General features: G+C 72.1%; 25 protein-coding genes and 1 pseudogene. 14 read left to right on the top strand and 12 right to left on the bottom strand.

Features of this window, described 5'->3' with window-relative positions:
* The first annotated feature begins 128 nt into the window (after positions 1-128).
* Positions 129-626 (top strand): hypothetical protein, encoded by a 498-nt coding sequence (locus tag ACZ63F_RS00090; RefSeq protein WP_469707222.1) that lies wholly within the window; start codon positions 129-131, stop codon positions 624-626.
* 15 nt (positions 627-641) lie between these two features.
* Here ACZ63F_RS00090 and ACZ63F_RS00095 read toward each other — a convergent pair whose 3' ends face one another.
* Both ACZ63F_RS00095 and ACZ63F_RS00100 read right to left on the bottom strand, forming a co-directional pair.
* On the bottom strand, positions 642-1,115 hold the full coding sequence (locus ACZ63F_RS00095; RefSeq protein ID WP_469707224.1) for a hypothetical protein: 474 nt from the start codon (positions 1,113-1,115) through the stop codon (positions 642-644).
* Positions 1,116-1,227: 112 nt separating this feature from the next.
* On the bottom strand, positions 1,228-1,740 hold the full coding sequence (locus ACZ63F_RS00100) for a DinB family protein (protein WP_469707227.1): 513 nt from the start codon (positions 1,738-1,740) through the stop codon (positions 1,228-1,230).
* 97 nt (positions 1,741-1,837) lie between these two features.
* Between ACZ63F_RS00100 and ACZ63F_RS00105 the strand changes: the two genes are divergently transcribed.
* Positions 1,838-2,749: a Gfo/Idh/MocA family protein gene (locus ACZ63F_RS00105; RefSeq protein ID WP_469707229.1), complete on the top strand. Its 912-nt coding sequence runs from the start codon at positions 1,838-1,840 to the stop codon at positions 2,747-2,749.
* Here ACZ63F_RS00105 and lnt read toward each other — a convergent pair.
* Both lnt and ACZ63F_RS00115 read right to left on the bottom strand, forming a co-directional pair.
* Entirely contained in the window at positions 2,667-4,241 is a 1,575-nt protein-coding gene (gene lnt, locus ACZ63F_RS00110; RefSeq protein ID WP_469707231.1) for an apolipoprotein N-acyltransferase, read from the bottom strand. The two genes, ACZ63F_RS00105 and lnt, sit on opposite strands and share 83 nt — an antisense overlap.
* A gap of 76 nt (positions 4,242-4,317) precedes the next feature.
* Positions 4,318-4,803 (bottom strand): nuclear transport factor 2 family protein, encoded by a 486-nt coding sequence (locus ACZ63F_RS00115; RefSeq protein ID WP_469707233.1) that lies wholly within the window; start codon positions 4,801-4,803, stop codon positions 4,318-4,320.
* Positions 4,804-4,970: 167 nt separating this feature from the next.
* On the opposite strand from ACZ63F_RS00115, the gene ACZ63F_RS00120 reads away from it, so the two are divergent.
* Both ACZ63F_RS00120 and ACZ63F_RS00125 read left to right on the top strand, forming a co-directional pair.
* Positions 4,971-5,543 (top strand): dihydrofolate reductase family protein, encoded by a 573-nt coding sequence (locus ACZ63F_RS00120; RefSeq protein ID WP_469707235.1) that lies wholly within the window; start codon positions 4,971-4,973, stop codon positions 5,541-5,543.
* 503 nt (positions 5,544-6,046) lie between these two features.
* Positions 6,047-6,787, top strand: coding sequence for an SDR family oxidoreductase (locus ACZ63F_RS00125; protein ID WP_469707237.1), 741 nt, complete (start codon positions 6,047-6,049; stop codon positions 6,785-6,787).
* A gap of 11 nt (positions 6,788-6,798) precedes the next feature.
* Here ACZ63F_RS00125 and ACZ63F_RS00130 read toward each other — a convergent pair whose 3' ends face one another.
* A complete protein-coding gene (locus ACZ63F_RS00130) occupies positions 6,799-6,978 on the bottom strand; it encodes a hypothetical protein (protein WP_350778494.1) in 180 nt (59 codons plus the stop codon).
* A gap of 258 nt (positions 6,979-7,236) precedes the next feature.
* The gene (locus tag ACZ63F_RS00135; protein WP_469707239.1) at positions 7,237-8,061 is read right to left on the bottom strand and encodes a helix-turn-helix domain-containing protein; all 825 of its coding nucleotides are present in this window, start codon (positions 8,059-8,061) and stop codon (positions 7,237-7,239) included.
* A gap of 133 nt (positions 8,062-8,194) precedes the next feature.
* On the opposite strand from ACZ63F_RS00135, the gene ACZ63F_RS00140 reads away from it, so the two are divergent.
* From ACZ63F_RS00140 to ACZ63F_RS00150, 3 genes are all read left to right on the top strand, one after another.
* Positions 8,195-8,902 carry an alpha/beta fold hydrolase gene (locus ACZ63F_RS00140; RefSeq protein ID WP_469707240.1) on the top strand — a complete coding sequence of 236 codons (708 nt, stop codon included), beginning with the start codon at positions 8,195-8,197 and terminating at the stop codon, positions 8,900-8,902.
* Positions 8,903-8,956: 54 nt separating this feature from the next.
* Positions 8,957-9,331, top strand: coding sequence for a nuclear transport factor 2 family protein (locus ACZ63F_RS00145; RefSeq protein WP_469707241.1), 375 nt, complete (start codon positions 8,957-8,959; stop codon positions 9,329-9,331).
* A gap of 163 nt (positions 9,332-9,494) precedes the next feature.
* A complete protein-coding gene (locus ACZ63F_RS00150; RefSeq protein ID WP_469707243.1) occupies positions 9,495-9,617 on the top strand; it encodes a hypothetical protein in 123 nt (40 codons plus the stop codon).
* A 15-nt stretch (positions 9,618-9,632) separates the two neighbouring features.
* On the opposite strand, the gene ACZ63F_RS00155 is transcribed toward ACZ63F_RS00150, so the two are convergent.
* The 3 genes and pseudogenes from ACZ63F_RS00155 to ACZ63F_RS00165 form a co-directional block, all read right to left on the bottom strand.
* The gene (locus ACZ63F_RS00155; RefSeq protein ID WP_469707245.1) at positions 9,633-9,956 is read right to left on the bottom strand and encodes a hypothetical protein; all 324 of its coding nucleotides are present in this window, start codon (positions 9,954-9,956) and stop codon (positions 9,633-9,635) included.
* Positions 9,957-9,978: 22 nt separating this feature from the next.
* Positions 9,979-10,269: pseudogene (locus ACZ63F_RS00160) on the bottom strand (transposase); the annotation flags it as partial.
* A 132-nt stretch (positions 10,270-10,401) separates the two neighbouring features.
* Positions 10,402-11,283, bottom strand: a complete 882-nt coding sequence (locus tag ACZ63F_RS00165; RefSeq protein WP_469707247.1) for a LysR substrate-binding domain-containing protein — start codon at positions 11,281-11,283, stop codon at positions 10,402-10,404.
* Positions 11,284-11,354: 71 nt separating this feature from the next.
* On the opposite strand from ACZ63F_RS00165, the gene ACZ63F_RS00170 reads away from it, so the two are divergent.
* Genes ACZ63F_RS00170 through ACZ63F_RS00180 form a run of 3 tightly spaced genes read left to right on the top strand, consistent with a single transcriptional unit; the run spans position 11,355 to position 13,896 of the window.
* Complete coding sequence (locus ACZ63F_RS00170) at positions 11,355-12,560, top strand: thiolase family protein (RefSeq protein ID WP_469707249.1); 1,206 nt, start codon at positions 11,355-11,357, stop codon at positions 12,558-12,560.
* A complete protein-coding gene (locus ACZ63F_RS00175) occupies positions 12,557-13,252 on the top strand; it encodes a 3-oxoacid CoA-transferase subunit A (protein ID WP_469707250.1) in 696 nt (231 codons plus the stop codon). The genes ACZ63F_RS00170 and ACZ63F_RS00175 overlap by 4 nt, the downstream gene beginning before the upstream one ends.
* Positions 13,249-13,896 (top strand): 3-oxoacid CoA-transferase subunit B, encoded by a 648-nt coding sequence (locus tag ACZ63F_RS00180; RefSeq protein WP_469707252.1) that lies wholly within the window; start codon positions 13,249-13,251, stop codon positions 13,894-13,896. Before ACZ63F_RS00175 ends, ACZ63F_RS00180 begins: the two co-directional genes overlap by 4 nt.
* Before the next feature lie 472 nt (positions 13,897-14,368).
* Here ACZ63F_RS00180 and ACZ63F_RS00185 read toward each other — a convergent pair whose 3' ends face one another.
* Positions 14,369-15,244 (bottom strand): undecaprenyl-diphosphate phosphatase, encoded by an 876-nt coding sequence (locus tag ACZ63F_RS00185; RefSeq protein ID WP_469707253.1) that lies wholly within the window; start codon positions 15,242-15,244, stop codon positions 14,369-14,371.
* A gap of 326 nt (positions 15,245-15,570) precedes the next feature.
* Here ACZ63F_RS00185 and ACZ63F_RS00190 point away from each other — a divergent pair, with 326 nt between their 5' ends.
* Both ACZ63F_RS00190 and ACZ63F_RS00195 read left to right on the top strand, forming a co-directional pair.
* Positions 15,571-15,726 (top strand): hypothetical protein, encoded by a 156-nt coding sequence (locus ACZ63F_RS00190; RefSeq protein WP_469707254.1) that lies wholly within the window; start codon positions 15,571-15,573, stop codon positions 15,724-15,726.
* Entirely contained in the window at positions 15,723-16,652 is a 930-nt protein-coding gene (locus ACZ63F_RS00195; RefSeq protein ID WP_469707255.1) for a DUF6807 domain-containing protein, read from the top strand. The genes ACZ63F_RS00190 and ACZ63F_RS00195 overlap by 4 nt, the downstream gene beginning before the upstream one ends.
* An 18-nt stretch (positions 16,653-16,670) precedes the next feature.
* Here the strand turns inward: ACZ63F_RS00195 and ACZ63F_RS00200 are convergent, their stop codons facing one another.
* Entirely contained in the window at positions 16,671-17,141 is a 471-nt protein-coding gene (locus ACZ63F_RS00200; RefSeq protein ID WP_469707256.1) for a winged helix-turn-helix transcriptional regulator, read from the bottom strand.
* A gap of 103 nt (positions 17,142-17,244) precedes the next feature.
* Here ACZ63F_RS00200 and ACZ63F_RS00205 point away from each other — a divergent pair, with 103 nt between their 5' ends.
* Complete coding sequence (locus ACZ63F_RS00205; RefSeq protein WP_469707258.1) at positions 17,245-18,417, top strand: thiolase family protein; 1,173 nt, start codon at positions 17,245-17,247, stop codon at positions 18,415-18,417.
* 133 nt (positions 18,418-18,550) lie between these two features.
* Here the strand turns inward: ACZ63F_RS00205 and ACZ63F_RS00210 are convergent, their stop codons facing one another.
* Positions 18,551-19,315 carry a TVP38/TMEM64 family protein gene (locus tag ACZ63F_RS00210; protein WP_469707259.1) on the bottom strand — a complete coding sequence of 255 codons (765 nt, stop codon included), beginning with the start codon at positions 19,313-19,315 and terminating at the stop codon, positions 18,551-18,553.
* A gap of 313 nt (positions 19,316-19,628) precedes the next feature.
* Between ACZ63F_RS00210 and tuf the strand changes: the two genes are divergently transcribed.
* A complete protein-coding gene (gene tuf, locus ACZ63F_RS00215; protein ID WP_469707261.1) occupies positions 19,629-20,798 on the top strand; it encodes an elongation factor Tu in 1,170 nt (389 codons plus the stop codon).
* The last annotated feature ends 51 nt before the right edge of the window (positions 20,799-20,849 follow it).

Genomic DNA, 20,849 nt, shown 5'->3' on the forward strand with positions numbered 1-20,849 from the left:
CGCGACCAGCCCCCCGCGGGCCCGCGGCCGACCACCGGCCCATGGTCCAGCGGCGCCGCCTGACAAGAAAAGCTGACGGCGCCGTTTACCGTCGGCAGCACACAACGGCTTACAGCCCGGAGGGCCCCGTGGCGGAGCGACAGGAGCGCACGGCACCCGATGCCGTACTCACGCGGATCGGGCAGGTGGTGATGCTGCACCATGCCGGGGACCGCGAGGAGGCCCGGGGGCGCCTGCTCGACCTGTGGGCGGAGTTCGGCGAGCACGGTGAGCCGCTGCACCGCTGCACCCTGGCCCACTACCTCGCCGACACCCAGGACGACCCGTCCGACGAACTCGCCTGGGACCTGCGGGCGTTGTCCGCGGCGGACGAGGCGCAGGGAGATGCGCGGCTGCGCGGCTTCTATCCCTCCCTGCACCTGAACCTCGCCGCCGACTACGTGAAGCTCGGCCGTACCGAGGCCGCCCGCAGCCACCTGCACCGGGCCCGTGGCGCTGCCGTGGCCCTCGGCGACGACGGGTACGGCAACGGGGTCCGGGCCGCGATCGGCCGCCTGGAACTGCGGCTCGGCGACGCAGGCGGCCCGGGCGAGTCCTGGGGCCCACCGCGACAGCGGCCGGAGTAGCGCCGCACCGGGTTCTCAGTGCCCGTACGCCTGCGCGCAGACGCGTGCCTGCGTGCTGTCCGCGGCCCAGCCGCCGTACTGCTCACCGAGGGCGCACACGTCCGGGGCCTTCGGGACGGAGCGGGGGAGGCCGGGGAGGCCGGCCTGCGGGCTGTGCGACCGGCGAGCGGCGGGGGGCTGCGGCGGGACGGCGCGCGGAGCCGCCGGCGGGCGGCGGCCGGCCGGGGGAGCGGGCGCCGGGGCGTGCGGAGCGGCTGGTGCGGCGCGGTGGGGCGGTCGGGACGGGCCGACCATCTCCAGGGCCTCCTTGACCGGCGCCTGCACCACTCGCGGCGCGGCGCTGCCGTCCGGGCGGGGCACCGACGGCAGCGAGGGCGCCGTACCCGGAGGCGGGCCGGGTGCCGCCGGGTGCTGGACGGTCACACAGCCGGAGAGGGCCGAGACGGTCACGGTGACCAGGAGCGCTGCGGTGGTCGTCGTTCGATGCACCCGCGCAACTCTGCTGGTTCGGCGCGGGGGTTGACACCGTCGACAAGACTTTGGTGCCCCGCACGGGTGATCTCGTGCCCCGTACGGGGGACGGGTGGTCGCCAGGCTGACGTCAGTCGCCGGTCGCGCCGTCGATCCGCTCGCGGATCAGGTCGGCGTGGCCGTTGTGCCGGGCGTACTCCTCGATCATGTGGGTGTGGATCCAGCGCAGGGTCATCTGCTCCCCGGAGCGGCGGTGGCGGCCCTTGGAGAGGTCGTCGAGCCCGAAGCCGGCCGCGGCCTGCCGGGCGGCGTCGATCTCGGCCTGCCAGGCCGTGTACGCCTCCTGCCAGGTGTCCACCTCGGTGATCCGGAAATCGGCGTCCGGGTCCTCGTCGCTGAAGTACAGCGGCGGTGCCTCCTCCCCGGCGAGGACCCTGCGGTACCAGGACCGCTCCACGTCGGCCATGTGGCGCACCAGCCCCATCAGGGACAGCGGAGAGGGTTCCACGGAGGCGGTCCTGAGCTCGGCGTCGGTCAGTCCCTCGCACTTCACCGCGAGGGTCTGCCGGTGGAACTCCAGCCAGCCCTCCAGCATGGTGCGTTCGTCGGCGTCCACGGCGGGCATGCGGCGTTCGGTCGTCATGCCCGGCATCCTGGCCCACCACGGCCGATCCCACCACGGATTATCGGCCCGTATGCTTTCGCACAGGCATGTGTGGGCAACCGCTAGGGGAGCGTCAGTGAAGGTCGGCTGCATCGGACTCGGCGACATCGCGCAGAAGGCGTACCTGCCGGTGCTGGCCGTGCAGCCGGGGCTCGAACTCCACCTGCAGACCCGCACCCCCGCCACCCTGGCCCGGGTCGGAGACAGCCTCCACCTGCCCGAGGACCGCAGGCACGCGACCCTCGACGACCTCCTCGCCCAGGACCTCGACGCCGCCTTCGTGCACGCGGCCACGGTCGCCCACCCCGAAATCGTCACCCGGCTGCTCGAGGCGGGCGTACCGACGTACGTCGACAAGCCCCTCGCCTACCGGCTGGCCGACTCCGAGCGGCTCGTGACGCTCGCCGAGGCGCGGAACGTGTCGCTGGCCGTCGGCTTCAACCGGCGCCACGCCCCCGGCTACGTGCAGTGCGCCGACCACCCGCGCGAGCTGATCCTGATGCAGAAGAACCGCGTCGGGCTGCCCGAGGAACCCCGCACGATGATCCTCGACGACTTCATCCACGTCGTCGACACCCTGCGCTTCCTCGCCCCCGGTCCGGTCGAGGACGTGACCGTCCGTGCCCGGGCCGCCGACGGCCTGCTGCACCACGTCGTCCTGCAGCTCGCCGGCGACGGCTTCACGGCGCTCGGCGTGATGAACAGGCTCAGCGGCTCGGCGGAGGAGATCCTGGAGGTCTCGGGACAGGACACCAAGCGCCAGGTCCTCAACCTCGCCGAGGTCGTCGACCACAAGGGCCAGCCGACGGTCCGCCGACGCGGCGACTGGGTGCCGGTCGCCCGGCAGCGTGGCATCGAACAGGCCGTCCTCGCCTTCCTGGACGCCGTCCGCGCCGGGAAGGTGCTCAGCGCCCGGGACGCACTGGCGACTCATGAGCTGTGCGAGCACGTGGTACGAGAGGTTCGGCGGCAGTCCGGCGCAGCCTGACCGTCCGCACCCCCTCGGCCAGGCAGTACGCGGCCAGCACCAGCAGCGCGCCGTCCACCGGCCAGTCGCCGAACCGCACGAACGGGGTGACCCCGCGGGCGAGCGGCACCTCGTAGACCCGGGCGGTGCTCGCGTCGGTGCCGAGCCACGGGCCGATGCGCTCGCCGCCCGGTCCGTACACGGCGGACACCCCGGTCAGCGTGGCGTGCACCATCGTCCGGCCGGTCTCGGCGGCCCGGAGCGCGGCCAGCGAGGCGTGCTGCTCGGGGGCCCAGCTGTCCTGGAAGGACGAGGTCGACGACTGGCCGACCAGCACCTGGGCGCCGTCCTGGGCGAGGTGCCGGCTCATGTCGGGGAACGCCGTCTCGAAGCAGATCATCGGGCCGATCCGCAGCCCGTGGCCGACGTCCATCACCACCTGCTCGGTACCGCGCCGCCGGTCCTCTCCGGCCGCCTTGCCGACCGAGGTGGCCCAGCCGAGCAGCGAGCGGGCCGGTATGTACTCGCCGAACGGAACAAGCCGCATCTTGTCGTACCGGTCGCCGGTCGGGCCGTCGGCGCCGACCAGGATGGAGCTCTTGTAGATGCCGGGCCGGTCGGAACGCCGGGCATCCACGTTGACCAGGATGTCCGCGCCGGTCTCGCGGGAGAGAGCGGCGATCCGCCGCGCCAGACCGGGCCGGTCCCCGAGGTCGTACCCGACGCTGCTCTCGCCCCAGACGATCAGGTCCGGATGCCGCCCCGCCAGCTGCCGGGTCAGCTGCTCCTCCCGGTCGAACCGCCGGTCGCCGCTGTTGGCGCCGTCGACGACGCCGGGCTGGACGACGGCGATCCGGACGTGACCGTCGACGTCCGGGCGCGGCGACCACACCCAGGCCGCCGAGGTCGCGGCCGCCGTGGCCACCAGCGAGGCCACCGCGGGGACCCGGACCTCCCGCACGGACACCAGCACGGTGACCGCGACGTTGACCGCCACCACCAGGAAGCTCAGCAGCCACACCCCGCCGACCGAGGCCAGCCGCAGCGCCGGTGTCACCTGCCACTGGGTGGCGCCGAGCATCCCCCACGGGCCGCCGAGCCCCTGCCAGGACCGCACCAGCTCCACCATCAGCCAGCCCGAGGGCAGCACCAGCACCGCGGCCGCGGCCCGCCCCGGCGACGGCACCCCGCCAAGCAGCCGGCGCGTCACCCAGCCCCAGGGCGCCCAGAACACGCTCAGCAGACCGGCGATCAGGAAGATGAAGACGTGCAGGCTCGGCAGCAGCCAGTGGTGCACGGCGACCATGAACCCGAACCCGCCGCACCAGCCGTCGTACGCCGCCCGCCGCCCCGTCGGCGCCGAGCGGGCCAGCAGCAGCCACGGCACCAGCGCGACGTAGGCGAACCACCACAGCGACGGCGCCGGAAAGGCCAGCACCGGCAGCGCCCCGGCGAGCGCCCCGGCGCAGGAACGCCGCCACGGGGAGGTGAGCCAGCGCTCGACGGTCCTCATCCATCGCCTCCTGCCTGCGGGTCCATCCAGTGTGCGGGACCGGACCGCAGCTCCGACAGGGGGCAGGGGGGCGGGGTCAGTCGGACACGGCCACCGCACGCGGCTCGGGCAGCCTGCGCCACCGCTCCTCGACGACGACCTGACGCAGCCGCCAGCCGTCCCGGGTGCGCAGAAACGCGAAGGAGTAGCGGCCGCCGCACACGAAGTCCGGCGCGGTGGAGGCGGCGTCGCCGCCGGCGAAGCGCATCGGGTTGACGTAGTCGGCCTGCAGACGGGCGGTGTCGCCGGTGTCGTGGTCCAGGATCCCGAACCGCACCCGGCGGTTGACGATCAGATGCTGCCGCATCGAGAACAGGGTCAGGTTCTCCGCGAGCCACCCGGCCACCTGTCCGGCATCGCCCTCTATCCCGCCGGCGGAGCGGTAGTCGGCCCGCCCGTCCGCCGTGAACAGCCTCCGGTACGCCGCCCAGTCACCGTCGTCGACGGCCACCGCGTACTCGGTGACCATCTCGTCCACGGCCAGCCGGTCCATCACGGTCGCGAGCTCCACACGCTGCGTCATCGGCTCAGTGTTGGGCACCGGGCGGGCGGAGCCAAGGGGCACGGACGATATTCGGTGATGTTCGAACCGGACCGCACGGACGCCAGGTTGTCCGCCGCGTCGTGTCGATGAGTTCTGCGGGTTCCGGCGGTCGTACTTTCGAACCCGTTACCCAGGAGGGACATCCGATGCGCAAGGTGACCTACTCGTTGAGTGTCTCGCTCGACGGCTACATCGTCGGACCGGACGGCGACTTCGGCTGGGGGGAGCCCGACGAGGAGGTCTTCCGCCTCGCCACCGAGGAGGTCCGGGGGGCCGGCGCCCACCTGCTGGGGCGACGGCTGTACGAGACGATGCTGTACTGGGAGACAGCAGAGGAGGATCCGTCGCTCGGCTTCTCGACGCGCGAGTTCGCCGAGATCTGGAAGCAGCTCCCCAAGGTGGTGTTCTCCACCACGCTGTCCGCGGTACAGGGCAACGCCCGCCTGGCCTCCTGCGGTCTGGCGGAGGAGATCCGGCGGCTGCGGGACGAGCCGGGGGAGGGCGACATCGCGATCGGCGGCGCGGCGCTCGCCGCGGAGGCGGCCGAGCTCGATCTGATCGACGAGTACCGGATCAGGGTCTACCCGGTGCTGGTCGGCGGTGGCATCCCGTACTTTGCCCGCAACGAGCGCCGCGTGGACCTCGAACTCGTCGAATCCCGCACCTTCGGCTCGAAAGTCGTCTACCTGCGCTACCGCGTGGCCCGCCGGACGGACTGACCGTCCGCGCCGCCGGTGACACGGAACGGGACGGCATGCGGGGAAGGGAACCAGGGAGCGTGCAGGCGTCAGAAGCCCGGCGTGCCGCGGCTGCGGCCGTCCCGACCGCCGGGTCGCTCGGCCTGGCCGTTGACGACGTGACCGTTCTGCAGGACTCCAACGAGCCCACCCTGCAGCTGCTGCCATGTGACGTGCTGGCCCGGGTGGCACTGCGGCGCAGCAGGTCGCGCGGTTCGAGATCGAGCTCGCCCAGCGACTCACCGCGGTCGGATGCCCGGTGGCCGCACTCGGTGCCGGACCCTCGTGCCGGCGATGATCACAGCGTGGCGCTGGGACAAGGACGACCAGTTCCCCGGCGGGCGGCGGCCGGCCACGGAGCGGCTCGGTCGGATCCGGGCGGCTCGTGGCCTCGACGGCCCGGATGTCCGGCGCTGACCGGGGAGCCCGTGCGCGGGCGGGGGCGGACGTAAGATCGTTGTCCGGTCGGTTCGAGGAGGTCTGAGATGGCACGTCCCGTCACGGTGGTCACCGGTGGCAGCCGGGGTATCGGCGCGGCGACCTGTCTGCGGCTCGCGGCGGACGGGCACGACCTGGTGATCGGCTACGTCCGGGACGCCGACGCCGCCGAGGCGGTCGCGGAGGGGGTGCGGAAGGACGGGGCGCGCTGTGCCGTCGTCCGCGTGGACACGTCCGTGGAGGCCGAGGTGGAGGGGCTGTTCGACGCGGCGGAGCGGGAGCTGGGGGCCGTCACCGGGCTGGTGAACAACGCCGCCGTGACCGGGCCGTTCGGACGGCTGGCCGACGCCGCGACCGCGGACCTCCGCCGGGTGGTGGAGGTCAACCTGCTGGGCACGCTGCTGTGTTCGCGCCGTGCCGCCCGGCTGATGGCGGCCCGGGGGAGCGGCGCCATCGTGAACGTGTCCTCGGCGGCGGCCACCCTCGGCAGCCCCGGCGAGTACGTCCACTACGCGGCGACCAAGGCGGCCGTCGACGCCCTCACCGTGGGCCTCGCCAAGGAACTCGGCCCCGACGGCGTGCGGGTCAACGCCGTGGCGCCCGGCGTGATCGACACCGAGATCCACGCGGCGATGGGCGATCCGGGCCGGGCCGAACGGGTCGGTCACACCACGCCGTTGGGCCGGGCCGGCCGTCCCGAGGAGATCGCCGCCGCGATCGCCTGGCTGCTGTCGCCCGAGGCGTCCTACACGACGGGCACCGTGCTGCGCGTCTCCGGCGGCCGCTGAACCCTGCCCGGTCAGGCCGCCTCGATGATCTGCTCGCGGATCGCCGCGGCCCACTCGACCACCAGAAGCTCGTACTCCGACCGTTCCTGCGCCGACAGGGTTCCGCCCGCACGCAGCCACAGCGCCCGGATGTGCTCGTTGACCTCGGCAGCAGACCGCACGGAACCAGGGGTTCGGGAATCGGGGGACATGCGCAACAGCGTAGGGGCAAGAACTGACCGTGCGCCACCGGGCCACTACGCAGACCGTATGGGGTTGGTCACGGGCGGCACGGCGGACGGGTGGCCGCGCCGTGGCATGTGCCAGGCGTATCGGCGGGGCTCCGGGCGGCCCTTGTGCCCCTGTCCAGGGCTTCGCCCCTGCCGGAACGGGTGCGGTGGCCCCAAATCCCCGGAGAACGACGGAAGTCCAGGGTTGGCCGAGATGCGGCGGCCGTCGTCACCCCGTCGTCACCCCGTCGGCAGCGCCGAGGCGAGCAGGGCGAGCTTCTCGGCACTGCTGCTCCCCGGGTCCGGGTGGTAGACGACGAGGGTCTGCCCCGCCGCGCCGCTGACGTCGAGCCGCTCCCGGTTCAGCCGCAGCCGGCCGACCCGGGGGTGGTCGACGACCTTGGCCGCGCCGTCGCAGGACGCCACGTCGTGGCGGGCCCAGAGGCGGCTGAAGTGCGGGCTGGCGACGGAGAGTTCGCCGACCAGCTCGATGACCCGCGGATCGTCCGCGTCGGTCCCGACGGAGCTCCGGAACCCGGCGACCATGCCGGCACCGGCCTCCTCCCAGCCGGGGTGCAGGGCCTGCTCGGCGGGGTCGAGGAAGATGTCCCGCAGCCGGTTGGCGCCGACCGAGAAACGCGGTGACAGGGCGGTCGCGAGGGCGTTGACGGCGAGGACGTCGAAGTACCGGCCCTCGACCAGCGCGGGCAGCGGGAGTGCGGTGACGAGCTGGGCGACGCCGGGCGGGACGGTCTCCTTCCGGGCCCGGCGCCGGCGCCTTCGGGGCCGCTCGGCGCCCAGGCGGAGCAAGTACGCCGTCGCGTCCTCGTCGAGCCGCAGCACGCGCGCGAGCGACTCCAGGACCTGCACGGAGGGATTGCGGTCGCGGCCCTGTTCCAGGCGCAGGTAGTAGTCGGCGCTGATGCCCGCCAGCATCGCGACCTCCTCCCGGCGCAGGCCCGGTACCCGCCGAGCCCCCAGCACGGGGATGCCGACCTGCTCCGGCGTGACCAGCTCGCGGCGGGCGCGCACGTACGAGCCCAGCAGGTTCGGTTCGTCGGTCATCCCGCCACCGTAACGCCGCCGCCCCGCTCGTGCCTGGTCCTGTCACCCCCAGGAACAGCAGGGCTCTGCCCCGTCCGGGGCCGGGCCGCGAGGGTGACCGGTGACAGCGGCGAACCTACCGAGGAGCACGATCATGTCGACGTATCTGCTGGTGCACGGCGCCTGGCACAGCGGGGAGTGCTGGCAGCGGGTGGTCCCCCTGCTGGCGGCGGCCGGGCACCGGGTGTACGCACCCTCCCTGACCGGTCACGGCGACAAGGCCCGTCTGCTCGGTCCGGACGTCGGCCTCGACACCCACGTGGCCGACGTGGTCGGGCTGATCAGGGACGAGGACCTCACCGACGTCGTCCTCGTCGGGCACAGCTACGCGGGACTCGTCGTCACGGCCGCCGCCAACGAAGTCCCCGACCGCATCGGGCACTTGGTCTACCTCGACGCGATGGTCCCGGAACACGGCGAGACCGCGGCCGACGTCCAGCCCGCGACCCGGGAGCTGATCGACAGGGCCCTCGCGTCCGACGACGGCTGGCGGGTCCCGCCACTGCCCGAACTGCCGCCGCCCTACGGCCTGTTCGGGGTGACCGAGGCGGCGGACGTGGCGTGGCTGCGCGGCCTGCTGTCCGACCAGCCGGTGCGCACCCTGCAGCAGCCGGTGCGCCTGGACGATCCTGCCGTGGGCGCGATCCCGCGCACCCACATCCACTGCGTGGCGAACGTCCCGGAGGGCATCGTCCGGCGTCCGGTCCCGGCGGACCAGCAGGTGTGGGAACTGCCCACCGGCCACGACTGCATGATCACCATGCCGGCCGAACTCACCGGTCTGCTGCTCAAGCTGGGCTGATGCCGGGCGGAATATTCGCTGGGCCCGGCGACCACCCGTCCATAAGGTCGCCGTATGACGGACGAGGACCAGCGGGCGGTACAGGCGGCCATCGACGCGGAGCTCAGGCTCCTCGACCCCGAGGTGCGCGCCCGCCCGGACCTCGTCCTGGAACTGCTGGATCCGGAGTTCACCGAGGTCGGGGTCTCCGGCCGCCACTGGGACGCGACGTCGATCCTGACGGTGACCAGCGGCGGATCGGTGTCCCCCGAGTCACCTGTCGAGGTGAGCGAGATGTCCGGGACCGTCCTGGCCCCGGGCATCGTGCACCTGACCTACTTCGCGGACAACCAGGGCCGGCGCGCCTGGCGCAGCTCCCTGTGGCGACTCACGGACACGGGCTGGCGCGTCTACTACCACCAGGGCACCCTGGCCGCCGACCCCGACTGAGCGCTCAGCCGCAGGTGCTGCCACGTTTTCGGCTGCGGTGTCGGCGTGGCCGGCCGCGCAGTTCCCCGCGTCCCTTCGGGCGCGCTGGTGCCGGGCCGGCGGACTCCGCCGCGTGCGGGCTCGGTACGTCCGCCGAGACGAGGGCGATGATGACCGCGTCACCGTGACCACGCCCATTGCCCGAGAGCTGGGCCATGCCGCGCTCTTCAGCCTGGTCCGCGGCGCGTGCCGGGCCCTGGGCTCGGCCCTCGTGGCGGGCCTCGTGTGGTGGACCCAGCAGCGGTAGACCTTGGAGGTTGTCTCAGTTGGTGGGCTGTGGCGGGATATCAGCGATGAGTCGGGCCAGGTCGTGCAGTCGCTGCCAGTACTGGGGATCGTCGACGTCGCTGAGCACAGGCAGGATCTGTTCCAGACGGTCGATGCATCGAAACAGGATGTCGTGTCCTCGCGTGTCGAGCGAGCCGTCGTTCTCAAGCCAGGTCGCCACGCAGCCTGCAGTATCGGAGTCGATCAGCACCATGTCGAAGCCTGCCCGGTCCGCGCCGCGCAGTCGCGCCGGAAAGGGTGCGTTCATGTGTTCCGTCCACAGGCGCGAGGCAGCCTCGAATGCAGGTCTTCTGGTCACGCGGATCATCATGGTGCAGCGTTCACCCCTGCGGGTATCGCCTTTTGCGGAACCGGCGGTAGCAGGTGAGGGCGCCGATACCGGCGAAGGCAAGGAAGTGCTCGGCCTTGCGCTCGTAGCGGCGGTGCGGGCGGCGGCAGCCGTTCAGGCACGACATCGTTCCTTCCACGACCCAGCGGTGCCGGTCAAGGCGGTCAGAGCTCTCCACGCCACGGCGTGCGATGTGCGGCACAATCTGCCGTCGTCGCAACCAGTTCCTCAGGTGATCGAAGTCGTAGCCCTTGTCTGCATGCAGCTTCGCTGGGCGGCGACGCCGGGTGGGCGGGGCGGACGACACCACGGACGAACGGATCGCCCACCAGGCTCGTGACTCCGTCGTGGAAATCGTCGCGTAAGCCTTGCTCCTGCTCGCTCGGCCGGCTGTGCCCGGCTCGGGGGGGATGCCTCAGAACATCGCCTGGATGATCCCCACGGTGCGGACCAGGTGCGGCTCGGTGCGGTCGGCGCGGTGGGCCACGGCCAGCTCCACGCGCGCGTCGGCCCCGGTCAGCGGTAGATAGACGACGCCATCGAGTGCCAGTGCCGTCACCGGTTCCGGTACGACCGCGACGCCGAGGCCCCCCGCCACGAGCGTGATGAGCGTCGAGGTCTCGCCGACCTCGTGGCGGATGCTCGGCTCGACGCCGGCGTCACGCAGCAGACCCAGGACGACGTCGTACATCACCGACCGGCGGTCGGCGGAGTGCACGATCAGGTCGGCACCGGCCAGGTCCACGGCCCGCAGCCGCTTCCGGCGGGCGAGGGGGTGGCCGACCGGAACGGCGACGACGAGCCGGTCCCGACGCAGGATGCGCAGGGCGAGGGAGAGGTCGGCCGCCGGCGGGCGCAGCAGCCCGACGTCGATCGCTCCGGTGCGCAGCGCCTCGACCTGGTCGGGCGCGAGCATCTCGCCGCGGAAGGAGAAGTCGACGCCGGGCAGTTCCTCCGTGAGCCGGCGCGAGAGCGCGGGCAGGAGGCTGTACGTCGCCGAGCCCACGCACCCGATCGCGAGATGGCCCACCGATCCGGCCGCCACGAGCCGTGCATGCTGGGCGGCCTCGCCGACGTCGGCGAGGATCGCGCGCGCCCGCTCGAGGTAGGCCCGGCCCGCCTCGGTGAGGTCGACGCGCCGCGTGGTGCGGTGCAGCAGCTCGACGCCGAGCTCCGTCTCCAGCTGGCGGATCTGCTGGGACAGCGGAGGCTGGGCCATGTGCAGTCGCTCGGCGGCGCGACCGAAGTGGCACTCCTCGGCCACCGCCACGAAGTACCGCAGGTGCCGCAGATCCATATGTCGTCCATATCAATTGTCGCAGATATACGTACTTCAGAATATCGCTCCCCGGAGCTAGCGTCGCTGCCATGAGCGCTTTCCTCTATGCCGCGACCCGGACGCCGTTCGGCCGCTTCAACGGCGCGCTGTCCGGCGTCCGCCCCGACGACCTGGCCGCCGCCGCGATCACCTCGACGCTCGCCCGTGTGCCTGCTCTCGACCCTGCCGCGATCGGCGACGTGGTGTGGGGCAACGCCAACGGCGCGGGGGAGGAGAACCGCGACGTCGGCCGTATGGCGGCGCTGCTCGCGGGCCTTCCGGTGAGCGTGCCCGGTACCACGGTCAACCGGCTGTGCGGATCGAGCCTCGACGCGGCGATGATCGCCAGTCGGGCGATCGAGTCCGGGGACGCCGAGGTCGTGCTGACCGGGGGTGTGGAGTCGATGACGCGCGCACCCTGGGTGCTGCCCAAGCAGGCGAAGCCGTTCCCGGTCGGCGACGTCACCGCGGTGTCGACCACGCTCGGCTGGCGGCTGGTCAACCCGCGGATGCCGAAGGAGTGGACGGTCAGCCTCGGCGAGGCCAACGAGCAGCTCCGGGAACGCTTCGGGATCTCCCGAGAACGGCAGGACGAGTTCGCCGCCCGCTCCCACCAACTCGCCCACGCGGCCTGGGAGTCGGGCTTCTACGACGACCTGGTGGCTCCGGTGGAAGGCGTCGACCTCACCCGCGACGAGGGCATACGGCCCGGCTCCACACCGGAGGTGCTGGCGGGGCTCAAGCCGGCCTTCCGCACCCCGGAGCAGGGCGGCACCATCACGGCGGGCAACGCCAGTCCGCTCAACGACGGTGCGGCAGCAGTGCTGTTGGGCAGCGAGAAGGCGGCTGCCGCGATCGGAGCCGATCCGGTCGCCCGTATCGCCGGCCGCGGCGTGATGGCCCTGGAGCCGCAGGCCTTCGGCTACGCCCCGGTCGAGGCGGCGAACCGTGCGCTGGCCCGGGCCGGGATCGGCTGGGACCAGGTGGGCGCCGTCGAGCTCAACGAGGCCTACGCCGTGCAGTCGCTCGCCTGCCTCGACGCATGGAAGATCGACCCCGCCATCGTCAACCAGAAGGGCGGCGCCATCGCGATCGGCCACCCGCTCGGCGCCTCGGGCGGCCGCATCCTCGCCACACTGGCCAAGGTCCTGCGGGAGACGCGGCAGCGCTACGGCGTCGCCGCGATCTGCATCGGCGTCGGTCAGGGCCTGGCCGTCGTCCTGGAGAACTGCGCAGCCACGGAGGCGGCCCAGTGAGCCGGGCGGAGATCGTCGAGAACGCCGATGCCGCGGTCGCCGGGATCGAGGACGGGTCCACCGTCCTGGTCGGCGGGTTCGGGCTGGCCGGGATGCCGTTCGACCTGATCGACGCGCTCATCCGCCAAGGCGCGAAGGACCTCACCATCGTGTCCAACAACGCCGGCAACGGCGACGTCGGCCTGGCCGCGCTGCTCGCCGCGGGCCGGGTGCGCAAGGTGCTGTGCTCCTTTCCGCGCCAGGCCGACTCCTGGGTCTTCGACGACCTCTACCGAGCGGGGAGGATCGAGCTGGAGGTCGTGCCGCAGGGCAACCTCGCGGAGCGGATGCGCGCGGCCGGTGCCGGCATCGGCGCCTTCTACTGCCCGACCGCGGTCGGCACACCGCTGGCCGAGGGCAAGGAAGTCCGGGAGATCGACGGCCGCACGTACCTGCTGGAGTACCCGATCAAGGGCGACTACGCGCTGATCGGCGCGCACGTCGCGGATGCGATGGGCAACCTCGTCTACCGCAAGACGGCGCGCAACTTCGGACCCGTGATGGCCACGGCCGCGACGACAACCATCGTCCAGGTCGACGAGGTCGTCGCGCCCGGGATGCTCGACCCAGAGGCCGTCGTTACCCCGTCCATCTACGTCGACCGGGTTGTCCAGGTGGCGGCCCGTCATTACACCGTGCAGGGGGCACGATGACCACCACGCCGACCGATCGTCGTCTCTCCATGGACGAACTGGCCGCCGTCATCGCACGCGACATCCCGGCCGGCGCTTTCGTCAATCTCGGTATCGGGCAGCCCACGAAGATCGCCGATCATCTGCCGGACGGCTCTGGGGTGGTGCTGCACACCGAGAACGGGATGCTCAACATGGGGCCGAAGGCCGAGGGCGACGCGGTTGACCCCGACCTGACCAACGCCGGCAAGGTTCCGGTGACCGAGCTGCCGGGCGCGGCGTACTTCCACCACGCCGACTCCTTCGCCATGATGCGTGGCGGCCACCTCGACGTCTGCGTCCTCGGCGCCTACCAGGTCGCCTTCGACGGCGACCTCGCCAACTGGCACACCGGCAAACCCGACGACATCCCCGCCGTCGGCGGCGCCATGGACCTCGCCATCGGCGCCAAGGACGTCTATGTGATGATGAGCCTCTTCACCCGCTCCGGTGAGCCGAAGCTCGTGCCGCACTGCACCTATCCGCTCACCGGCCTCGGCTGCGTCGGCCGCGTCTACACCGACCACGGCGTCTTCGACGTCGGCCGTGAGGGCGTACGGATCCGTGAGACGTTCGGCGTCGACGCCGGTGAACTCGCGGAGCGCCTCGGCATCACGCTGCCTTAGGGCTTGCCGCAGCCCGTACCCGCCGACGGCCTCGGGGCCACCCTCAAGGGGGCGGCGCCGAGGCCGTCGACTGTCCGGTGCTACTTTCCGCTGGTCATTTCGGCATACGTGTTGCCGGTGACCTTGCGATGGTCGTAGGTGCCCGTGACCTTGGCGCTGCCTTCATAGCCGGGGGTGGGGACCAGCAGTTCCTGGTGATGTCCGCGAACATCTCAGCCGGAAGCAGGGCACCGCGGTGCCCGACCAGGAATGCGAACGCTCCTTGCCGGAATCACTTCCCGACATGTCTCCCACACATCCGGCCCGACCACCTGGCCGACCCACTCACCCATCGGCACATGACGAGTCCGGCCCTGCCGCTGAAGCGGCAGGGCCAGAACCCAAGGTCTCCATCAACCGTGGGAGACGATCATGGCGTGGTGATGCAATTGGGCGCTAGGGCGCCGCCCTCCCGGCACTCCCCGCGACGCTCCTAGCTCGCCGACTCCGCCGCGTGCGGGCTCAGTACGTCCGCCGAGACCAGGGCGATGATGACGACGCCGAGGGCGACGCGGTACCAGACGAACGGCATGAAGCTCTTGTTGGAGATCCACTTCATGAACCACGCGATCACCGCGTAGCCGGACGCGAACGCGATCACCGTCGCGAACAGGGTCGGGCCCCAGTCCACCTGGCCCTCGCCCACCGAGTCCTTGACCTCGAAGGCGCCGGAGGCCAGCACCGCCGGGATGGCGAGCAGGAAGGAGTAGCGGGCCGCCGCCTCGCGCTTGTAGCCCATGAACAGGCCGCCGCTGATGGTGGCGCCGGAGCGGGAGACGCCGGGGATCAGGGCGCAGGCCTGGCAGAGGCCGTAGATCAGGCCGTCCTTGACGCCGAGGTTCTCCAGCGTCTTGCGCTGCTTGGGGGCGCGGTGCCTGCCGCCGGTCTCGTCGCGGGCGGCGAGCCGGTCGGCGATGCCGATGACGACGCCGACGACGATGAGCATGGTCGCGGTGATGCGCAGGTCGCGGAACGGGCCCTCGATCTGGTCCTTCAGCGTCACGCCCAGCAGACCGATCGGGAGGGAGCCCACGATCACCAGCCAGCCCGTCTGGGCGTCGTGGTTGCGCCGCATCGTCCTGTCGAACAGCGAGCGGAACCAGGCCGAGACGATCCGCCCGATGTCCTTGCGGAAATAGATCAGCACCGCGGTCTCCGTGCCGATCTGGGTGATCGCCGTGAAGGCGGCCCCCGGGTCCTTCCAGCCGGAGAAGGCCGCGGTCAGCCGCAGATGCGCGCTGGAGGAGACGGGCAGGAACTCGGTCAGCCCCTGGACGAGTCCGAGGACCAGCGATTCAAACCAAGACATGAAGGTACGGCGTCCCAGGGGTGAGGAGGGGGCTGGCGGTGGCGCGGGCACACGCGGTCACGGATGCTCACGCGGCTGTGCGTGAAACAGTCGGGCGCACGTGATCATGCGCGTGCAACCGCAGCGTAGCGGGCCGGGGCGACAGCGGGGACACAGGGGTTCGGCAGGCGGACCGGCGGCCACGGGGTGTTGACCGGTCAAGGTGCCGCCGCTTACGTTTCTGCAGGAGAAAGCGCTTGCTCCGCACCTGGGGGTGCGTGTGCGGCGCGCTTCGGGCGGGAGTTCGCCCACCGCCGGTACACGCCCGAGGAGTGCTGATCACGTACATGCCCCGCTCCCCCCGCTCCACGGCCCCCTTCGCCGGCCTCCGCCTCTGGGCCGCCCTCGTCGGCGGCATCCGGCACACCGGCCTGGCGCCGATCACCGCGCCGGACAAGGCGGCGCCCACGGACACCACCGTCCGCGCGGAGGTGTCCGCGTGAGTGACGAGCTGCGGATCACGCACACCCACGGCGACCGGGTCACCGTGACCGAGCCGGTCACCGGGGTGCAGCTCTTCTCGTACGTCTACCGGCCCGAGCGGGCGTGGGAGGCGCCGCGGCCCTACCTCCATCCGGTGCGCACCCTCGCCGGGGACGTCGTCACCGACTACCGGCCCAACGACCACCGCTGGCACAAGGGCATCTCCCTGACCGCCTCGCACCTGTCGGGCGCGAACCTGTGGGGCGGCAACTCGTACATCCACGGGCAGGGTTACGTGGCCGTCCCGGAGCGCGTCGGCTCGATGCGGCACGCCGGGTTCGACGAGCTGTCCTCGGCCGACGGCCGCGTAGTGGTCGCGGAGCGGCTGACCTGGCATCCGTACGACGGGACGCTGTGGGCGGAGGAGCGGCGCCGAATCGAGGTCCACGACGTGGATCCCGGCGCGCGGTCCTGGGCGCTGACGTGGACCAGCGCGATCACCAACCGCCGTGCCGAGCCGCTGCTGTTCGGCAGCCCGACCACCGCCGGTCGTGAACAGGCGGGCTACACCGGCCTGTTCTGGCGCGGCCCGCGCGCCTTCCGGGACGGCCGGATCGTCGGCCCGGAGGGTGAGGGCCCGGAGCACATGGGCTCCCAGTCCCCCTGGCTGGCCCTGTCCGGCGAGCACGACGGCGCCGACGGCCATGCCACCGTCGTCTTCGAACACGCCCCGGAGAACGACCATCTGGGCACCGGCGGCAGCCACCCCTCCCACTGGTTCGTGCGCAACGACCCGTTCGCCGGCATCGCTCCCTCGTGGGCCTTCCACGACGAGCTGGAGCTGGCCCCCGGCGACACCCTCCGGCGCCGCTACCGGGTCGTCGTCGCCGACGGCGCCTGGGAGCGCGCGGAGATCGCCGGATACCTGGCGGCGCATCCGTGGTGAGGGCGGGGAAGCGGCCCCTCAGGCGGCTTCCGGCCCGCTGACGGTCCAGCCCGGTGTCTGCGGGTGGGCCGTCGAGTCCCCGTGGCGCACCGGGTCGCCGCAGGCCGCGCAGGTGACGACCGGGGTGAGCGTCTCACCGCAGCGGTGCTCGATGACCATCGGGCGGTCGCCGTCCGGGTGGAGATGGCGGTCGCCCCAGGCCATCAGGGTCAACAGGACCGGCTGCAGTTCGAGGCCCGCCTGCGTGGCCAGGTACTCGAAGCGCTGCGGCCGCTCGCTGTAGAGGCGTTTGGTGAGGATCCCCGCGTCGACGAGCCGGCGCAGCCGGGTGGCCAGGATGTCGCGCGGGGCACCGATGTTGCGCACCAGCTGGTCGAAGCGGCCGTTGCCCAGGCTCACCTCCCGCAGGACCAGCAGGGAGTACTTCTCGCCGACGACCGCCAGGGCGTCGGCGATCGAACACGGGCGGGGGTCCTTGGGGGCGGCCATGGGGCCAGTCTAGTAGAGGGTTGGATTTTCCAACCCTCGGAGTTATGGTGGGTTCGGATTTCCTACTCACCGGTAATCGAGACTGGCAATCGAGGTCCCCGAGATGCGTGACGCAGTCATCGTCGAAGCCGTACGCACCCCCGTCGGCAAGGGCAAGCCGAACGGGTCCCTGGCGCACGTCCACCCCGTCGAACTCCTCGCCCACACCCTGCGCAGCCTCGTCGAGCGCTCCGGCATCGACCCCGCCCTCGTCGACGACGTGATCGGCGGCACCGTCGACCAGGTCGGCGAGCAGGCCATGAACACCACCCGGTACGCCCTGCTGTCCGCCGGCTTCCCCGAGACGGTCCCGGCGACCACCGTGGACCGCCAGTGCGGCTCCTCCCAGCAGGCCGTGCACTTCGCCGCGCAGGGCGTCATGTCCGGTGCCTACGACATCGTGATCGCCTGCGGTGTCGAGTCGATGAGCCGGGTGCCGATGTGGTCCAACGTGCCGGCCGGCAAGGACCCCTTCGGGCCCGGAGTCGCCGCGCGCTACCCGGAGGGCCTGGTCCCGCAGGGCATCAGCGCCGAGCTCATCGCCGCGAAGTGGTCGATCAGCCGGGCCGAGATGGACGACTTCGCGGTCTCCTCGCACCAGAAGGCGGCGGCCGCGTGGGCAGCGGGACTCTTCGACGCGCAGGTCGCGCCGCTGGACGGGGTCGCCCGCGACGAGTCGGTACGGCCCGGCACCACCGCCGAGATCCTCGCCGGGCTCAAGCCCGCCTACTACGACCCCGGGTTCGCCGAGCGGTTCCCGCAGATCGAGTGGAACGTGACCGCGGGCAACGCGAGCCCGATCAACGACGGCGCGTCCGCCGTGCTGATCACCTCCGGTGAGACCGCGGCCCGGCTCGGGCTGCGGCCACTGGCCCGCCTGCGCGACTTCGCCGTCACCGGCTCCGACCCACTGCTCATGCTGACCGGCGTGATCCCGGCGACGGAGAAGGTGCTGCGGCGGGCCGGGCTCGGCATCGGGGACATCGACCTGTTCGAGGTGAACGAGGCGTTCTCCAGTGTGGTGCTGGCCTGGCGGCAGGAGACCGGGGCGGATCTGGCGAAGGTGAACGTGAACGGCGGGGCCATCGCGCTGGGGCATCCGCTGGGGGCGAGCGGGACTCGGCTGACGACGACGCTCGTGCACGCGATGCGGGAACGCGGCGCTCGCTTCGGCCTTCAGACGATGTGTGAGGCGGGTGGGCTGGCCAACGCGATGATTCTGGAGGCGGTTCGGTAGGGGGGTGCCGGGCGCCTGAGGGGGTGCCGCGTGGTGTCGTCGGGCGGCTGCGGCGTGGTGGGGGCTGGTCGCGCAGTTCCCCGCGCCCCTTACGGGGCGCTGCAGTACGGGGTGTTGCGCGGGGGGCGGGGCGCTATCGCTTGGGGCGTAGGTGGTGGCGCTTGCGCCAGGCCACCACTGCTCCCGCCACCGCCGGGACGACGATCGCCGCCACCGAGATCAGGAAGACCGGTGAGGTCGGGGTCGAGGCGCGGGCGCCTGCGACGACGTAGGCGGCGACGTTCGGGATCGAGCCCAGGGCGGTCGCGACCAGGAACGGCGTGCAGCGCATGCGCGAGACGGCGGCCGCGTAGTTCGCGGCCCAGAAGGGAACGCCGGGGAACAGGCGTACCGCCAGCATCGAGCGGAAGCCGTGCTTGCTGAACTGGTTGTCCGCCGCCTTGAGGAGCCGGCCGCGCAGCAGCGGGCGCAGCGCCTCCTGGCCGAGCATCCGGCCGAGCACGAAGGAGATCCACGCCCCGAGCACCGTGCCGGCCATCGCCGCACCCATGCCCAGGGCCGAGCCGAACAGCGCACCGGCCGCGAGGTTCAGGATCGGCCGTGGCACGAACGCCACCGTGATCAGGCCGTACGCCACGGCGAAGACCACCACCGCGGTGGTGCCCGCCACGTGTGGCGGCCAGCCCTGTGTCATCAGCTTCTGGGGCTCGAAGAGCAGCACCGACGCCCCGGCCGCCGCCAGCAGCGCGACGAGCAGGGACAGCCGGGACCACGGCGACAGCAGCACGCGGGTGCAGCGGGCACCGAAGCCCGGCGGAGCGGGCACGGCGATGGCCAGCTCCTGGGCAGCGGCCCGGGGAGAGGCCGTGGCGGTGCCAGAGCGGTTGGCATCGAGCATTCGGTGACACTAACCGATGCGGATGTGTGATCGCCGTACGGTTCCCGTCCCTTGGGTGAACCGGAGCCGCGGAAAACCGTTCGACGTGGGGCGACGCGTCGGACATGATCTGTCTCATGTTCCGGTTCGCCTTCCTCGTCGCAGCATCCGCAGTCGCGGATGCGCCGAAGGCTGCCGTTCCCGTTCTCACGGCCGCTGTCGACGGCGCCCGAAGCTGACCCTCCCCGGAAAGTCCGGCGGACCCCGCAGGGGGAGGGTCGGGCAGTTCCTCGGGGTCCCCGCTCTTCCTACGGACAAGCTTCGAGGTACAGCCATGCCCAAGACGGCATACGTCCGCACCAAGCCGCATCTCAACATCGGCACGATGGGCCACGTCGACCACGGCAAGACCACCCTGACCGCCGCCATCACCAAGGTCCTCGCCGAGCGCGGCACCGGCACGTTCGTGCCGTTCGACCGCATCGACCGGGCCCCCGAGGAGGCCGCCCGCGGCATCACCATCAACATCGCGCACGTCGAGTACGAGACCGACACCCGGCACTACGCCCATGTGGACATGCCGGGCCATGCCGACTACGTCAAGAACATGGTCACCGGGGCCGCGCAGCTGGACGGCGCGATCCTCGTGGTCTCCGCGCTCGACGGGATCATGCCGCAGACCGCCGAACACGTGCTGCTCGCCCGGCAGGTGGGCGTCGACCACGTGGTGGTCGCGCTGAACAAGGCGGACTCGGCCGACGAGGAACTGGTCGAGCTCGTCGAACTGGAGGTCCGCGAGCTGCTCACCGCGCACGGCTACGGCGGCGACTCCGTACCCGTCGTACGGGTCTCCGGGCTGAAGGCGCTGGAGGGCGACCCGCGGTGGACCGCGTCCATCGAGGCACTGCTCGACGCGGTGGACACGTACGTGCCGATGCCCGAGCGGTACCTGGACGCGCCGTTCCTGCTGCCGGTGGAGAACGTGCTCACCATCACCGGGCGCGGGACCGTCGTGACCGGTGCGGTCGAGCGGGGGACCGTGCGGGTCGGGGACCGGGTCGAGGTGCTCGGCGCGGACGTCGAGACGGTCGTCACCGGCCTGGAGACCTTCGGGAAGCCGATGGACGAGGCGCAGGCCGGGGACAACGTGGCGCTGCTGCTGCGGGGCGTGCCCCGGGACGCGGTGCGGCGGGGGCACGTGGTCGCGGCGCCGGGGAGCGTGGTGCCGGCCCGGCGGTTCTCGGCGCGGGTCTACGTCCTGTCGGGGCGCGAAGGGGGTCGCACGACCCCCGTCTCGACGGGGTACCGGCCGCAGTTCTACATCCGTACGGCGGATGTGGTCGGGGACGTCGACCTCGGCGAGACGGCGGTCGCCCGGCCCGGGGACACGGTGGAGATGACCGTGGAGCTGGGGCGGGACGTTCCGCTGGAGGCGGGGCTGGGGTTCGCCATCCGTGAGGGCGGCCGGACCGTGGGGGCGGGGACCGTGACCTCCGTGGAGTGAGGTTGCGGTGCGCGGTGTGCGGGGGGCCGCGGGCCGGTGGGGGGCCGGTCG

It is taken from the genome of Streptomyces sp. NPDC104761 (assembly GCF_055583445.1).